Source organism: Curtobacterium sp. Curtsp57 (genome assembly GCF_047324335.1).
GTDB lineage: Bacteria > Actinomycetota > Actinomycetes > Actinomycetales > Microbacteriaceae > Curtobacterium.
Map to the genome: position 1 here is coordinate 2,731,420 of NZ_CP168511.1, position 14,714 is coordinate 2,746,133.

15 protein-coding genes are annotated in these 14,714 nt (G+C 73.1%); 7 read left to right on the top strand and 8 right to left on the bottom strand.

Features of this window, described 5'->3' with window-relative positions:
- Window positions 1-2: 2 nt before the first annotated feature.
- The 5 genes from ACEN9V_RS13050 to ACEN9V_RS13070 all read right to left on the bottom strand — a co-directional run bounded on the left by ACEN9V_RS13050 (window position 3) and on the right by ACEN9V_RS13070 (window position 7,873).
- Window positions 3-713: a hypothetical protein gene (locus ACEN9V_RS13050; protein WP_413600675.1), complete on the bottom strand. Its 711-nt coding sequence runs from the start codon at window positions 711-713 to the stop codon at window positions 3-5.
- A gap of 93 nt (window positions 714-806) precedes the next feature.
- Window positions 807-1,610, bottom strand: a complete 804-nt coding sequence (locus ACEN9V_RS13055) for a hypothetical protein (RefSeq protein WP_413600676.1) — start codon at window positions 1,608-1,610, stop codon at window positions 807-809.
- Complete coding sequence (locus ACEN9V_RS13060; RefSeq protein WP_413600677.1) at window positions 1,607-2,176, bottom strand: FHA domain-containing protein; 570 nt, start codon at window positions 2,174-2,176, stop codon at window positions 1,607-1,609. The genes ACEN9V_RS13055 and ACEN9V_RS13060 overlap by 4 nt, the downstream gene beginning before the upstream one ends.
- 82 nt (window positions 2,177-2,258) lie before the next feature.
- Complete coding sequence (locus ACEN9V_RS13065) at window positions 2,259-6,587, bottom strand: FtsK/SpoIIIE domain-containing protein (protein WP_413600678.1); 4,329 nt, start codon at window positions 6,585-6,587, stop codon at window positions 2,259-2,261.
- The gene (locus ACEN9V_RS13070; protein WP_413600679.1) at window positions 6,584-7,873 is read right to left on the bottom strand and encodes an Ig-like domain-containing protein; all 1,290 of its coding nucleotides are present in this window, start codon (window positions 7,871-7,873) and stop codon (window positions 6,584-6,586) included. Before ACEN9V_RS13070 ends, ACEN9V_RS13065 begins: the two co-directional genes overlap by 4 nt.
- 223 nt (window positions 7,874-8,096) lie before the next feature.
- Between ACEN9V_RS13070 and ACEN9V_RS13075 the strand changes: the two genes are divergently transcribed.
- The 7 genes from ACEN9V_RS13075 (at window position 8,097) to ACEN9V_RS13105 (ending at window position 12,374) form a co-directional block, all read left to right on the top strand.
- Window positions 8,097-8,738, top strand: a complete 642-nt coding sequence (locus ACEN9V_RS13075) for a hypothetical protein (protein ID WP_413600680.1) — start codon at window positions 8,097-8,099, stop codon at window positions 8,736-8,738.
- A complete protein-coding gene (locus ACEN9V_RS13080) occupies window positions 8,738-9,316 on the top strand; it encodes a GTP-binding protein (protein ID WP_413600681.1) in 579 nt (192 codons plus the stop codon). Before ACEN9V_RS13075 ends, ACEN9V_RS13080 begins: the two co-directional genes overlap by 1 nt.
- The gene (locus tag ACEN9V_RS13085; RefSeq protein WP_402727283.1) at window positions 9,316-9,747 is read left to right on the top strand and encodes a roadblock/LC7 domain-containing protein; all 432 of its coding nucleotides are present in this window, start codon (window positions 9,316-9,318) and stop codon (window positions 9,745-9,747) included. Before ACEN9V_RS13080 ends, ACEN9V_RS13085 begins: the two co-directional genes overlap by 1 nt.
- A gap of 86 nt (window positions 9,748-9,833) precedes the next feature.
- The gene (locus ACEN9V_RS13090) at window positions 9,834-10,193 is read left to right on the top strand and encodes a hypothetical protein (protein WP_413600682.1); all 360 of its coding nucleotides are present in this window, start codon (window positions 9,834-9,836) and stop codon (window positions 10,191-10,193) included.
- Between the two features lie 109 nt (window positions 10,194-10,302).
- Complete coding sequence (locus tag ACEN9V_RS13095; protein WP_413600683.1) at window positions 10,303-10,941, top strand: hypothetical protein; 639 nt, start codon at window positions 10,303-10,305, stop codon at window positions 10,939-10,941.
- Window positions 10,931-11,728 carry a hypothetical protein gene (locus ACEN9V_RS13100; protein WP_413600684.1) on the top strand — a complete coding sequence of 266 codons (798 nt, stop codon included), beginning with the start codon at window positions 10,931-10,933 and terminating at the stop codon, window positions 11,726-11,728. Before ACEN9V_RS13095 ends, ACEN9V_RS13100 begins: the two co-directional genes overlap by 11 nt.
- 82 nt (window positions 11,729-11,810) lie before the next feature.
- A complete protein-coding gene (locus ACEN9V_RS13105) occupies window positions 11,811-12,374 on the top strand; it encodes a hypothetical protein (protein WP_402727280.1) in 564 nt (187 codons plus the stop codon).
- A gap of 230 nt (window positions 12,375-12,604) precedes the next feature.
- Here ACEN9V_RS13105 and ACEN9V_RS13110 read toward each other — a convergent pair whose 3' ends face one another.
- From ACEN9V_RS13110 to ACEN9V_RS13120, 3 genes are read right to left on the bottom strand one after another with little or no spacing between them, the layout of a single operon-like run.
- A complete protein-coding gene (locus ACEN9V_RS13110; RefSeq protein WP_413600685.1) occupies window positions 12,605-13,300 on the bottom strand; it encodes a CGNR zinc finger domain-containing protein in 696 nt (231 codons plus the stop codon).
- A gap of 17 nt (window positions 13,301-13,317) precedes the next feature.
- Window positions 13,318-13,824: a SprT-like domain-containing protein gene (locus ACEN9V_RS13115; RefSeq protein WP_413600686.1), complete on the bottom strand. Its 507-nt coding sequence runs from the start codon at window positions 13,822-13,824 to the stop codon at window positions 13,318-13,320.
- Window positions 13,821-14,672: a hypothetical protein gene (locus ACEN9V_RS13120; RefSeq protein ID WP_413600687.1), complete on the bottom strand. Its 852-nt coding sequence runs from the start codon at window positions 14,670-14,672 to the stop codon at window positions 13,821-13,823. The genes ACEN9V_RS13115 and ACEN9V_RS13120 overlap by 4 nt, the downstream gene beginning before the upstream one ends.
- Window positions 14,673-14,714 lie beyond the last annotated feature (42 nt).

Sequence of the window (14,714 nt, forward strand, 5' to 3'; positions counted from 1 at the left end):
GTTCACTTCGCTTCCGAGCGGCCGTCGAAGACCGCGATGCCGGAGTTCGTCCGGAAGAACTCACCCTGTTCGAGCATGTTCGCCGTCCGCGAGGCCGGCAGCCCACGGGCCGCGGCGAACGCGCGGAGCGTGCGATCGAGCAGGTCGGCGTCCGCATCGGTGTAGTACGAGTCGCCGATGAGCTGGACCGCGCCGAAGTCGGGCGCACCGGAGCGGGCCCAGAGCTTGACCCACCGGCGGTAGCGGGGCGGATCCACGCGCTGGCGGAGCGCGAGCCCGTCGGCGACGGCGATCGTCAGGTAGTGGTTGGCGGAGCCGACCGACTGCGTCCAGCGCTCGGCGACGCCGCGGATCCCGCGGGACCGGGCGTACCGGTCGGCGCGGTCCTGGTCCACCACGGTGAAGACGGCGACGATCTCCTGCCAGGCCACGGTGCCGAGGACCGGGATGTCCACCCCGGCGTCCGACACGGTGATCCCGCGCGAGGTGTCGCCGAGCGTCTGCGCCATCCGGTTGCGGCGGAAGCGCAGGACCGAGAAGAAGTAGAACGCGGCGACGAGCGTCAGCCCGTGCGCGACGATGATGGGGCCGAGCAGCCCGAGCACGCTCGTCACGACCTCTGCGGCGACGACCACCACGACGGTCCCGATCAGCGTCGCCCGCTCGCGTCGGACCACAGCGGCGTACCGCTCCGGATCCGGCGTGATGGTCACGGGCCTCGGACCCGCTGGCACGTCAGGCATCATCGACACTTCGCCCCTCGTCGTCTGTCGGCCCGGCGCCGCCCGCCGGGTTCCCGCGAAAGCCTAGTGCCGGAACGGGTTGCCGGGGACGTCCGCTGGCTTCGGGGGGACGACCCCGTCGACGGTGACGCCGCTCAGCAGGCCCGCGTACTCGGCGAAGTCGGACGCGCCGAGCGACTCCACGGCGTGGATGCCACGTGCCTGTGCCTGAACGAGCACAGCGGCCGTGATCTTCCTCGTGTCGTCGTACGACAGCACCGTGTCGAGGTCGAGGATGTACTGCGCGAACGCCGGACCGTTCACGTTCGTGAAGGTCTCGAAACCCTTCGCCCAGCGCTGGTGAACCACCTGCGACCGCAGGGCGGGTGCGTCCTCGAGCAGGAACCAGAGGTGCCTGGTCGCCTTGCCGTTGCCGGCCGCCCACACCTCCGCCGTGCCCGCGACGTTGCGCTGGCCACGCTTCTGCGCGAGCCGCGTGGACTCGTCGACCGCGAACACCGCTCGCACGCTGCTCCAGTCGATGAGCGGGACGAGCGGCGTGTGCAGCCCGCTGTTGGAGACCCCGAGCAGGAGCCCGGGTTCGCCCCCGGCCGGGCGGAGCAGCGAGAGTCGACGCCGCAGCAGGACGATCGCGAGGATCCCACCGACGACGAAGAGGAGCAAGCCGAGGACGATCGGACCGAGTCGCCCCCACAGCAGCACGAGCGCGAGCACAACGACGACGGACACGATGAGCAGGACCGCGTCGCGGAGGTTCCTGCTCGCGATCCTCCGGAAGCGTTCTGCGTCGTAGTGGACGTCGAACCGTCCGTCCAGCGCGAAGAACCGCTGCCAGCTCTGGCGGGTGGCGTCGTCGAGCACCGTCACCGGACCCGCGCCCCCACCGACCCGAACCACAGCTCGTCCCCCGGGACGAGCTCCACGGGCAGCCCCTCAGGGCACCGGTCCTCCCGGTCTCCACGCCGGAGCACGGTCCCGTTGCCCGATCCACGATCGACCACGCGCAACCCCGCCGCCCCGAACACCACCGCTGCGTGCACCCGCGACATCGACCGGTCCGGGTCGTCCAGTGCGAACGCGGCAGCGCCCTCAGCAGCCGCGATGTCCTCCGGCCGCCGGCCGAGCAGCACGGTGCCCTCCCGCACCACGAGCGTCTGTCCGGTGGTGAAGACCAGCTGCGGCAGACCGGGTGCGGCGACCGGCGGGGCGGCGGCGATCCGGGCCTCCAGTCCGTCGGCGGGACCCGGCGACGGACGGGACGGAGCAGCGGGTGGCGGCGGGACGGACGCCGACGGCTGCGGCGGCACCTCGGACGTGTCGCTCACCGGGGCGGGCGTCGAGCGCCGTCCACCGGTGGCGAGCTGGCCGCACGACAGGCAGAACATGCTGTTCGGCCGGAGCTCGGCTCCGCAGTACGAGCAGCGTGCAGCCATCCGTCGTCATCCCCCGTCTCGCGCTTCCAGCGTCACAGCCTACGGGAGGCTCCGATCACCCGGCACGGGCAGCCCCCGCCCGTCAGGCGGCCGGGTCGGGCACCTGCACCTGCGTCCACTCGCCGCGACGGTGGATCGCGCCGCCTCCGGCGGGCTGGCGCCCGACCATCCACTTCGGCACCTTCTGCCCGAACAGCTGGGTCCCCTGCAGCGCGCTGGACGGCGAGAGGATCATGCCCTCCTGGGTGCGCCGGACTTCGCCGTAGGGGCCGCTGAAGGTCTTCGCGGCGGCGTCCGGGTTGGTCGCGACGACGAACACGAAGCGCGCGCGGTCGCCCATCAGGGAGTTCTCGAGCGGGGTGTTCGACACGAGTTCGGCGTCGTCGATGAGCACGGTGATGAGTTCGGCGGGGTCCTCGTAGCGGCCGATCGCCGGCCCGAGGTCCATGAACCCCATCGGGTCGGTGAGGAGCGGGACGTCCGCCTCCTGCGCCCAGGTCTGGAAGACGGAGGGCTTCGTCGCGACGGCGATGACGGGGCGTCCTGCCCAGACCAGCTGGTGCGCGAGCGACGTGAGCGCGGTGGACCGGCCGGTGCCGCGCTCGCCGACGACCTGGAACCCGCCGGCGGCCGGCCAGTCCAGGGTGATGCGGGCGAGTTCGTCGCCGCCGACGCCTGCGGTGGGGCCGTCTGCGGGGTGGCCGGTCGCGACGGGGAGGTCCTGCGCCTCGGCGAGGGACACCCGGGACGGCAGGGCGTCGACGCGGAACGGGTCCTGCCCGACCGCGTCCGTCCACCGTTCGACGGCGGCGGAGACCGTGCCGCGGAGGGCTGCCGCCTGGGCCTCGGCGGAGGCGTCCTGGCCGAGGACGGCGAGCTGGGCCTCGCGGACGGTCGCGCCGAAGAACACGCGCCCGGCCGGGACGGTCTCGGGGAGCTCCCGCACCATCACCCCGGCGCCGCGGTAGTCGTTCACGTCGCGCATCGGGAGCACGTACTGGTCGCTGATGAACCCGGCGATGCGGTCGGCGGCGACGGTCTTGTCGCCGGTGACGACGACGCGGATGCCGGCTGCCGGACCTTCGCGGAGGACCCGGGTCATCTGCTCGCGGATGGGCAGCAGGTCCTCGGGCTGCATCGAGCTCGTGGCGCGGTCCCACCCGTCCACGGCGACGACGATGTACGGCAGCGCATCCGTGGGGTGCGCCCGGCGCTGCTCGACGATGGTGCCCACGGCGGCGCGGGAGAGCACGCCCTGGCGGCGTGCGAGCTCCTCGATCAGCCGGTCCATCAGGCGCGGGAGCCGAGCGGGTTCGAGCGGGGTGACGACGGCGCCGGTGTGCGGGGCCTGCGCGAGGGGCAGCATCCCGCCGTTGCCGTGGTCGATCACGTACAGGTGCAGGTCGTTCGGGCTCATCCGCTCGACGGCCTGCGCGAGGACGGTCCGGAGCGCGGTGGTCCGGCCGGACAATGCCCCGCCGAGGAACATCAGGTGCGTCCCCGCCTCGAGGTCCCACGTCAGCGGGCGCTGGGTCTGCTGGCCGGGGACGTCCTCGATGCCGAGCGTGACGGTCGTCGGGGCACCCGCTCCGCCCGCGACCTGCGACAGGGGCAGGAGCGACGGCAGCGGCATCAGCCACGGCGAGGAGTTCTTCGGGATGCCGAGCGACTCGGTCGCCCGGGTGACGACGTCGACGAGCGCGCGGAGGTCGGTGTCGTCGTGGTCGACGGGCGCTGCCGCGTGACGCCGGACGGGGAAGCGCGGGGCGTAGCCGACGCCCTCCCAGTCCACGGGGGCGATCTTCGGCAGCTGCCGCTGGACCCGCTGCACGCCCTGGCGGATGCCGGCGACGCGGGCGGTCTGGAACCCGCTGGGCATGGCCCCGAGACCGGCCCGCACGAAGCCGCGGCCGGGGGTGGCCTGGCTGATGAGCGCCGCCTCGGGGGAGCCGAGCACGTCGGTGGAGTCGGCGCGGTCGGTCACGCGGAGCGCCACGCGGAGGTTGATGTTCGACTGCATCTCGGGCGTGATCACCCCGGACGGACGCTGCGTCGCGAGGACGAGGTGCACGCCGAGGGACCGGCCGACGCGGGCGATGCGCACGAGGCCGTCGATGAAGTCCGGGTGTTCGGTCTTCAGCTCGGCGAACTCGTCGATGACGATCATCAGCCGCGCGAGTCCGTTGCGGGCGGCGGCGTCCGGGTCCTTCGACCACGCGGCGTCGACGTCCTTCACGCCGAGCTCCGGCAGGCGCAGCACCGTCTCGCGGCGCTTCAGCTCGGCGTCGAGCGAGGTCAGGGCGCGCTCGGTCTCACGGGCGTCGAGGTTCGTCACCATGCCGACGGTGTGCGGCAGGCGGGAGCAGTCCGCGAACGCCGAGGCGCCCTTGTAGTCGACGAGCACGAAGTTGAGCGCGTCCGGGCGGTTCGCCATCGCGAGCGAGACGACGAGCGCCTGCAGGAACTCCGACTTGCCGGAGCCCGTCGTGCCGGCGACGAGGGCGTGCGGGCCGTCCGCGGCGATGTCGATCGCGAACTCGCCGTCCGCTCCTGCTCCGACGACGACGTGCGTCCGACGCGGCGAGCGCTGCCACCTGGCGACGATCGGCGCCGGGTCGTCGAGGTCGACGCCGAGCAGGTCCACGTAGCGCACGCTCGTCGGCAGCATGCCCTCGTCGCCGACGCCGGAGACGTGGCGGATCGAGCACAGGCTGCGGGCGATGCGCTCGGCGGTGGGCACCGACAGCCCGTCGAGGAGCACGGACGCGTGGTACTCGGCGTCCGATTCCAGCCGGGCGAGCGAGCGGTCGTCGGGGTCGACGGCCACGACGGTGCGGGACTCCTCGGGCAGGCGTGCACGGTCGCTGTCGAGCGCGACGACGTGCACGCCGACGAGTGCGCCCTGCTCGAGCACCTGCACCATGCCGGGGAGCGTGCGGTACTCGCGGGCGCCGTCGACGACGAGCACCACGTCGGTGTCGAAGTCCCGCGCGCTGACGGCGGAACCCGCGCGCGAGCGGGTCTGCACGAGCGCGGCGAGCTCGCGGATGCGCTCCCGTCTGGCGTCGTCGGTGTTGCCGATGAGCGCGAAGGCGCCGTCCTCGGCCTGCTGCGTGTGGGGGAGCCACTGGGTCCACTCCCACCTGCTGGCGTCCTCGTCCCCGCAGACCACGACGATGCGGGTGTCACGGGGGGAACGGAGGGTGGCGACCGCGGCGAGCATCGACCGGACGAGCGCTCGGGTCACGTCGCCAGGCCCCGCGATGCCGACGACCCCTGCTGACAGGTCGACGTCCACCGGAGCCGGCGCGACGCCGACGTGGTGCGGCGAGGCGTTCTTCGCCTTGCCGCCCTGGAAGTTCGCCTGCAGCGGGACCTCGGCGACGCCGACGCGCACGTGCAGGGCGTCAGCGTCGCGCTTCCGGCGCTCCCACAGGCGCGCGAGCGGCCGGGTGGCGATGTCGCGGATCACCACGGGGTCGACGCTCCGGTACCAGGAGTCGAGGCGTTGTTCGCGGACGAGCTGCGCGATGCGGACCCGGGTGTCGGCGATGTCCTGCCGCCACTCCTCGAACGTCTTCACGCCCTTCTTCTTCGCCCGCGAGCGCTGGGTCAGGAACGTGCCGACGACCATCACGGGCGAGGCCGCCGCCATCATGAGCATGATCGGCCGCGCGAACACGAACGCCATCGTCACGCCGAGCACCACCGGGATCACGGCGGACAGCCACGGCATCGGGGTCTTGTCGACGTCGTCGGGCTGGTCGCCGGGTAGCACGACGGTCGGCGGGGTCGCCGGCGGCATGATCCGCGAGCTCCGGTTGAAGCCGCGCATGCCGACCTCGTCGGGGGCCAGGTCGGCGTCGACGTAGGGCTCGATGCCGATGCGGAACACCGAGCTGCCGATCTGCACGACGTCGGCGGGGACGATGTCCGCGGTCCCCGTGACGGACCGGCCGTTCACGACGACGCCGTCGGCTCCGTCCATCACGCTGAGCACGGCGCGCAGCGGACCGGGCATCGCGGGCGTGGGCGTGCTCTCCGGCGAACCGTGGTCGAGCGCGATGGTCGCGTGGTGCGGCCGCAGGAACGGGTCGGCGACGCAGAGCTCCATGGCACCGGAGCTGCCGATGCGCAGCGGTCCGTCGAGGGGCAGCGGCACGGTCTCGCCGGAGAACGGTCCGCCGACGACCTCGAGCCGCGGTCGCCCCGGGGGCAGTTCGCTCGGTGCCCGCGCGGGGAGCGTCGACCCGTTCAGGATCCCGGCGTCGGCCAACGACGTCTCCGGAGCGGCACCGGGCGCGATGGTGGCCGGATCGACACCGAGTCCGGCCGCCACCTCGGCGACGCTCGTGACGTCGGTCGCGTCGACCACGAAGGTCGCGTCCTGCAGGCTGAGCCGGAGCGTCATCGGTTTCCGTTCGTGATGCGGTCGAGTGGTGCCGTGAGCGGGGTGAGGAGTCCGGTGGACCCGCCGCCTGCGGCGGTGTCGTCCTCGGACGGCAGGGTGCGGACGACGCTGTGCGCGGTCGTCGCCCCGGTGTCGGACTGGAGGCCCGTGGCCGGGTACCGCACGCCGCGGTCGTCGTCCGTCGCCACCGTCCCGGACGCGGTGGCGGCCGTCCGCGTGCCCTCGCGTGGGAGCACGGTCACGGTACCGGTCGCCTGGTCGCCGGAGGCGGTGCGGACGTGGAAGGAGAACTGGTCGGCGGCGCGCATCGTCCCGTCGGGACGGGCTGTGCCGTCTGGACGATAGGTGGCGGTGCCGTCGTCGGCGCAGGTGACGGTGCCCGCGACCGGGGTACCGCACCCGTCGATCGTCACGGCGCCCTGCTGCGCGTCGGCCAGGTCGTGCAGGTCGATCGTCACGGAGCCGTCGGCGCCGAGTCGGCGCACGACGTCGTCAGCGGCGATGCCGGACTCCCCCTGGTCCACGAACACCGCCTTCACCTTCGCGGTGCCGGAGTGTCCCTGGTCGTCGGTCGCACGGAGCCGCACGGTCGCGGTGCCCGTCCGGTCCTCGGGCCCGCGGACCAGCAGACCGGTGCTCGTCACCGTGGCGACGAACCCGGCGGGCTTCGTGGACACGACGGTCATCCGGGGTCCTGCCGCGCAGCCGTCGCAGCGGACGCCGAGGTCCGACCACGGGATCGACGCGGTGGTCCCCGCGGCGAAGGGGTAGTCGTAGGTCTGCCCGTCCAGGGTCGGAGGGGTCGGCGGTGCCAGCGACACGAGGTACGTGACGTCGAGGTCGAACGACGCGGAACGCAGCGGCACGGTCATGAGCACCGTCCCGAAGTCCGTCCGGTAGCCCTTCGACGTGAGCGAGAGCGAGTCGCCGGAGCACGCCATCGCGACGCCCGTCGGCACGTTCACGCGCCCGCAGTCGGCGACCGTCCACCCGTCGCCGAGCGCCACGTCGGCCTTGCCGGTGTACGGGACGGCGACCCGCACGGGGTCCGACGCTGCTCCCGCCCCGTCGGTCGAGCCGGTCGAGACGGTCGAGCCGGCCGCCGCTGTGTCGACCTGCGCTGTGCCGACCCGCGCTGTGTCCAGCCGCTGTGGGCCGTTCGCCGCCTGCGCGGCCGGAGCCGGGCCTCCCGTCAGTGCGACGAGGCCGCCCGCAGCGAGCGCGACGGACGCGAGCACGGCACCCAGCCGCCCTCGTCCCGTCGTCGTTGCACGCCCCCGGAGCACGACCTCATGATAGGCGGCGCGCACCTCCCCGACAGGTGCCGCCCAGACGGGGGCTTCCGGGGACCTCCGCCCGACCGCTTGGATCGGAGGGTCCGAACGGGTGCGCACCGGCTCCCGAGGGGGAGACGGCCGGGGGTACCGGCCCCAGGAGGAGACACCACCGATGGAGCCAGCACCGATGGAGCCCGTACTGCCGGACGGGGCCGTTGACCGTGTGCCCGTCATGTCCGACGACACGGGAGCGATGCCGCGCTTCGGCTGGACCCGGGTCGCCATGGCGCTCCGGCCGATGTGGGACGCGCAGGACGACGTGCTGCGCGTCGAGATCGCCGGACACGAGCCACTGCTCATCGACGTCACCGCGAACGCCTACTGGTGGTCCACCGACCTCGCCGACATGCCGATCGAGCCGCTCGAGCTCCGGGTCGGCCGCGAGTCCCGCGAACAGGACTCCGCCGTCACGACGACGCCGGGCAACGAGCTCCAGTCGCTCCTCTGGCACATCGGCCTCAACTCCTTCCCCGGTGAGCTCGCCTGGTGGCTGCAGCGCGACGACACCTACCGGCTGCAGCGCTGGCCGAACTTCACCACGCTCGCGCACACCCCCGACCACGTGCGGATGACGTCCATGCTCGGGTACGCGTCGCTCACGGTCGACGAGCTCGCCGAGCAGGCGAACGTCGCGCCCGCCGAGGCCCGTCGCGTGGTCAACGCCTTCAGCCTGATGCGGATCCTCCGGTCGACGGCCCCCGACGTCGCGATGGCCCGTCCGGCGTTCGATCGCCCCGTCGTCACCGCCACGGCCACCGCCGCACCCGCCCGCGGCGGGCTGTTCCGCCGTCTGCTCGACCGGCTGGCACGCTGATGGCCGAGCACGTCATCCTGTTCGCCGGCCCGATGGGCGCAGGCAAGACCACCGCGATCGAGGCGCTCAGCGAGGTCCCCGTCGTCCGGACCGAGGCCGCGAACACCGACCGCGAGACGGCGGACAAGGCGACCACGACGGTGGCGCTCGACTACGGCGAGATCACCGTCGGCGACGTCGACAAGGTGCGGCTGTACGGCATCCCGGGACAGCGCCGGTTCGACTTCATGTGGCAGATCCTGAAGGACCGCGCGCGCGGGCTCGTCGTGCTCGTGAACGCCGATGCGCCCGACCCCGTCGCGAGCATGCTCGAGTTCATCGAGGAGTTCCGCGACCTGCACGACCGCGGCGGTGTCGTGGTCGGGGTGACCCGTGCGGACGTGGTCGGCGGGACCTCCACCGCCGCGTTCTCCGACGCCCTGTACGCGGCGCACCCCGAGATGCTCGTGCCCGTCTTCACCGTCGACCCCCGCGAGCCGGAGCAGATGACCACTGTCCTGCTGACGCTCGTCGCCAACATCGAGATGCGCGCGGCCATGGCGCCGGCGGCTCCCGCTCCCGCGCAGGAAGTGCACTGATGTCACTCGCCCCCCACCAGGACCCCGTCGTCATCGACCTCGGTCGCGTCGAGCTCACCGCGATGCGCGACATGACCACGTCGCTGATCACCGCGTCGCTCCTCAGCGACGACGGCTTCGAGATCGTCCGCCTGTCCGACAGCGCTTCCGCACCGACCGACGGGGCCCGGTTCGCCAGCATGGCGAGCTCCATCCAGGCGCTCAGCGAGGCCGTCGCCCGCGAGCTCACGATGGGCACCAGCGAGTACGTCATCATCGCCGCCGAGCGCGGGCACGTGGTGCAGATGCGCATCCCGGGGCAGACGATCGTGCTCGCCGCCCTGTTCGACACCGACGAGATGCTCGGCAAGGCGCTGACCGTGTCCCGCCGCTGTGCCTCCCGCATCGCCGAGGCGCTCGCGGTCCCCGCTCCCGTCCCCGCCGGCTCCTGATCCGAGCCCGGCACCGAAGCTCCTCGCCACCGCGGCGGGGCCCGGCGCGTCCCTGCGCGTCGGTACCGAACGACAAGGAAACCCGAATGGCCACCATCACCGACTCCCTCAACGAACTCGTCTCCGTCGACGGCGCCATGGCCGCGGCCGTGGTCGACAGCGGCTCCGGCATGCTGCTCGGCGGCGCCGGCAGCGGCATCGACCTGGAGCTCGCTGCCGCCGGCAACACCGAGGTCGTCCGCGCGAAGCTCAAGACCGCGAAGTCCCTCGGTCTCGCCGACTCGATCGACGACATCCTCATCACGCTGTCCTCGCAGTTCCACATCATCCGCCCGCTGGCGAGCCACCCCGAGGTCTTCATCTACTTCGTGCTGGACCGCGCGAAGGCGAACCTCGCGCTGGCCCGCATGAAGGTCAAGGACATCGAGGGCTCGCTCACCTTCTGATCCGTCCCGACGGCCCCCGCGTGCTCGCGGGGGCCGTCGTCGTCCGTATGCTTGCCGTGCGATCCGCACCGTGGGGTCAGCATCACCGTCTTGGGGAGGAACCGGTCCGTTGAGCGAGTCACCACCCGTCGTCCCGCCGATCCCCTCCGTCCCGGTGCCGTCCGCTCCGTCACCGTCGACCTCGGCCGCGCCGTCCCAGCAGCGACAGGGCACCCGGCTCGGCTGGGACCCGGGGCAGCCGGCGCTCTACGAGCAGTGGGGCGTCCAGAGCCAGACCCCGAAGCGCGCGATGGGGTCGGACATCGGCGTCCTGCCCGAGCTCGAGCGCACCGAGACCACCCGCCGCCCGCTCTGGCGGCACCCGGCGTTCCTCGTCTCCGCGGCCCTCGCCCTGATCGCCGTCGTGATCGGTGCCGTGCTCGTCGTCCGCGCCGTCACCGCAGAGGGACCGCCGTCGCCGTCCGGCCTCGCGGTGCAGTCCGGCTCCGGGAACGTCCGGGTGTCCTGGAAGGGTGACGACGTCGCGTGGTCGGTGTTCGTCGTCGAACCCGGCACGAAGCCCGTCGACGTCAGCCGGCTGGTCCGGGGCACCGAGGTCTGGATCCCGAAGTCGTCCGGCCTGTACGACGCCGACTCGTGCTTCGTCGTCCGCGCGACCGCCGACAACCAGGGCAAGAGCGTGCCGACGGACGCCGGTGCGCTCTCCGACCAGGGTGCGAAGCAGGTCTGCGTGGGCGATGCGGGCTGACGCACGCGTGCGCCGCTGGTCGGTCGCAGCCGGGGTCGTCGCGACGACGCTCGTGCTGACCGCGTGCTCCGGGCAGGCTCCGACGGACATCGCGGTCACCCCGACCGCCACCGGGTTCGGCGGGCAGGCCCCGGTGGACGGTACGAGGAACGGCATCGAGACCGTCGACGGGACGACCGCGCTGCAGGACGTCCTCGCGGCGATGCGCTCCGAGCCCGTCGTCGCGACGGGCACCGTCACCGAACTCGTGCCGGACCCCGCCGCCGCGAAGGGGTCCGGTGACACCGTGCCCGGCCGGACCGTGCGGATCGACTACCGCGGCACGACCGAGGACTCCGCGCTGCGACTGTCCGTCGGCGACGTGTCCCTCGATGCCCGTCGCCGGGCCGACGACGTGTGGGTGTCCGGCAACGCCGCGTTCGCCGCGCAGTCCGGTCTCGCGAAGGTGACCAGCGGCCGGGTGTGCGTGCCAGCGACCTCCGCCACCGTGCGGGACCTGGCACCGTTCACCGAGCCCGACGACCTGCTGCGGAGCATGCTCGGCACCGGGTCCGACGTCACGCTGCACCCCGGGGCGGTCACCGGCACCGGCGACGACGCCCGCGTGCAGATCGTCGTCGCGAACGGGTCCTCCCCGATCGGGTCGCTCGTGGTCTCCGCCGTGGGGGAGCCCGTGCCGTACTCGTTCCGGGCATCGGACACCACCGGTACCGTCGAGCTCTCCTTCGCCGACTGGGGGAAGTCCCAGGACCTCGGCGATCCCGACCACGTCGTCACCGACTGCTGACGGCGCCTGTCCCGACCCGCGCCGGACGCGAGGTTGATTCGACGACGTGCCCCGAGCCTCCCGGGTCCGTACCGTGGCGACCATGCAGGGGACCAGACGACGACTGACCACGGCGAGCGTGCTCGCCATCGCCGCCGCCGCGATGCTCAGCGGGTGCGCGCAGGGCGGCCACGACATGGGTGACTCCGTGACGACGAAGCTCAACGGCTCCGCGTTCCACGGGCAGCTCGACATCCGCGCCACGAAGGTCGAGCGGGTCACCGCGGCCGCGATGGACCAGTTCGGGTTGAACCCGAAGGGCGACGACGCGTACCTCGCGCACTTCACCGTCAAGCGGGTGTCCGGTGCGTTCGACCCGGACGCGGTCGGAGACCTGACGAACGACGCGTGGGGGCTCCGTGCGGCCGACAAGCTGCAGGCCGGGCCGGAGCTCGCCGCGAGCGACCGGAACGACGTGCTGCAGGAGGCGTGCCCGTTCGACCGGAAGGCGATCACGTCGGCGCTGACGGGTACCGGCACCGCGGACGTCTGCGCCGTGCTGCTGGCGCCGAAGGACTCCACCGTCGACGCGGTGAGCTACATGCGTGCGGCGCCCGTGGACGAGGCCCCCGAGGGCGACTCGACGATCACCTGGCGCGCGGAGTAGGCGCGCGCTTGCGTGCGCGTCGGCTCCGGTTGCCCGCGTCGTTCCGGCTGCCCGCGCCCGTTCCGGTTGTCGACCCGGAACGACAGAGTCGCTGTCGTACGACACCGGTTGTGTCGCTCCCACGCGCCCGCAACAGTTGCACGCGCGGGATTGCGACAGCATCGCTGTCGTACGACAACGGTTCTGTCGTCCAGGGTCGGTGACGTTCGACGCGCTCGCCGACCCGCAGGTCAGGCGGCGGCGCGCCGAGCGCGGTGCGCGCGCACCTTCGCGCGGTTCCCGCAGCGCTGCATCGCGCACCACCGGCGCGTGCCGCCGCGGGACGAGTCGTAGAACACGAGCCCGCAGTCCGGCGCCGAGCAGCGGCTGAGGCGGGTCGGTCGGCCGTCGGCCTCCACGTCGTCGAACCCGACCTCGGTGAACAGGGCGACGGCGTCGCGAGCGACGCTCGAGAGCGCCTGTGCGAGCCGCACACGGTTCGCTCCGGCCCGGCGACGGCCACCCGGGAGGCTCGGGGGCACGTCCGGCAGGGCGGCGAACAGGTTGACGGTGTCGATGTCGTCTGGCGCGGGGCGCGTGCGGCCGGTCCCGGCACGCAGGCCGGCTGCGACCGCGGCGCGCTCGGCAGCCGTGGACGCCGGCGCGGGCGCCGCCGCGACCGCGAGACGGCCGATGGCGGCGCGGAGTTCACGGGCGTCCTGCAGCTCGCGGGCGCTCGCGCCGACGTCGATCGGTTCGGTGTGGTCGCTCAACCACTCGTCGAGGTCGGCCGGCGTGACGAGGAGTTCACCGAGCTGGGCTCGGGGGCGTCGGCCGTCGGGGTCGTCGGCGAACCCGCCGGTGTGCGCGAAGTCGAGGGCGATCCGTCCGGCGTCGAAGAACCACGACGACCCCGAGTCCGTGCGGATGTGCTGCCCCGTCTGCATCCGCCCAGGCTAACGGGTTACCGGCGCGCCTCGGTGCCGAGTTCGGAACGCGCGGGCTCCGTCCGGGCGACGTCCGCCCGGCGGGTCCACGTGATGAGGTGGCGCTCGTCGAACCGACGGGAGCACTTCGCGCACGCCAGCGGTCTGGTCGGCGTGCGGTAGCGGAAGTGCTCGTGTCCCGCCGGGCACTCGCCGACCCACGGGGCCAGTTCGCTGGCGATCGGGCCGTCGTGCAGGCGGGACCCGGTGTACCCGATCGAGGCAGCCGTGCGCCGCCACTTCGGCCCGTGCCCGGCGCGGGCACCGCTCAGGGCGTGCGCGACCTCGTGCAGCAGGACCTGCTCGACGTCGTCGTCCGAGAACCGGACGGCGAGGTGCTTGCTCACCGTGATCCGGCGCTTGGCGAAGTCGCACTGGCCCGCACGGGTCTTGGCGTTGTCGAAGCCGAACGACCACGACCCGGCGCCCAGGTGCGCCGCGATGAGCTCCGCGGCGCGGGAGCGGACCTGGTCGAGCGACGTCACCGGTCGGCTGGGCCCTGCCGCTGGGAGCGGTCGGTGCGGTCGGTCCGGTCGGCGCGATCGGAGAGCTTGCCCCAGAGGCTGTCCGCCTCGGTGCGCGCGGCATCCGGTGCCCCGAGGACCCGGCGGCGGACCGGCGGGACCTCCTTCACGGGCTCGGCGACGCGCGTGACCGGGTCGGTCTCGCGACGGACCGCTGCCTCTCGTGCGGTGCGGGGACGGTCTGCGGTCGGGCGCTCGGGCGCTGCCGCCGGCTGGGCGATGGACGCGCGCATCGCCGCCTCGACGGCCGAGCGGAGCGCGTCGGTGCGTTCGGACGGGGCCCCGGCGGCGCGGAACGCCTCGTACGAGCGACCGAGGACCTCGCGCGCCTCCTCGAAGCGGTTCAGCTCGAACAGCGACCAGCCCTCGAGCTCGGCGGCAGCGCCCTCGAGCTCAGGCCATTCCTCCGTCGCCGCCGTGTCGCGGGCGAGGGCCGATTCGGTCGCGGCCCGCTCGTACCGGCCGAGGTCGTGCAGGACGTGCGCACGCCGGATCCGTGCGGCGACCTTGTCGGCGCGTTCCCCGGTGAACATCGTCAGCCGGAAGACCTCTTCCGCGACGACGAGGGCCTCGTCGAGGCGGCCGAGCAGACGCAGGAGTTCCGCGCGCTCGGCGAGGGCCTCGGTGCTGCGGCTCTGCCCGAGGGCACGGAGGCGGTCCTGGACCACCTGCACGTCCACGGCCGGACGGAGGCTGATGGGCGCGAAGGTGCTCCCAGGGCTGACACCGGCGGTGACGGGAGCCGCGTGGCGCGGTTCCCGGGCGCGGTCGTCCAGGTCGTCGAGGTGCTGGCGGTCGTCGGGGGACATCAGGGTCGAGGGTAACCGTGCGTGCCCGGGAGCGGCCGGTGC

Excerpts from the sequence above, each read along its gene's own strand:
- ACEN9V_RS13060 (WP_413600677.1), bottom strand. The coding sequence starts at position 2,176 with ATGGCTGCACGCTGCTCGTACTGCGGAGCCGAGCTCCGGCCGAACAGC.
- ACEN9V_RS13065 (WP_413600678.1), bottom strand. The coding sequence starts at position 6,587 with ATGACGCTCCGGCTCAGCCTGCAGGACGCGACCTTCGTGGTCGACGCG.
- ACEN9V_RS13075 (WP_413600680.1), top strand. The coding sequence starts at position 8,097 with ATGTCCGACGACACGGGAGCGATGCCGCGCTTCGGCTGGACCCGGGTC.
- ACEN9V_RS13080 (WP_413600681.1), top strand. The coding sequence starts at position 8,738 with ATGGCCGAGCACGTCATCCTGTTCGCCGGCCCGATGGGCGCAGGCAAG.
- ACEN9V_RS13085 (WP_402727283.1), top strand. The coding sequence starts at position 9,316 with ATGTCACTCGCCCCCCACCAGGACCCCGTCGTCATCGACCTCGGTCGC.
- ACEN9V_RS13090 (WP_413600682.1), top strand. The coding sequence starts at position 9,834 with ATGGCCACCATCACCGACTCCCTCAACGAACTCGTCTCCGTCGACGGC.
- ACEN9V_RS13100 (WP_413600684.1), top strand. The coding sequence starts at position 10,931 with ATGCGGGCTGACGCACGCGTGCGCCGCTGGTCGGTCGCAGCCGGGGTC.
- ACEN9V_RS13105 (WP_402727280.1), top strand. The coding sequence starts at position 11,811 with ATGCAGGGGACCAGACGACGACTGACCACGGCGAGCGTGCTCGCCATC.
- ACEN9V_RS13110 (WP_413600685.1), bottom strand. The coding sequence starts at position 13,300 with ATGCAGACGGGGCAGCACATCCGCACGGACTCGGGGTCGTCGTGGTTC.
- ACEN9V_RS13120 (WP_413600687.1), bottom strand. The coding sequence starts at position 14,672 with ATGTCCCCCGACGACCGCCAGCACCTCGACGACCTGGACGACCGCGCC.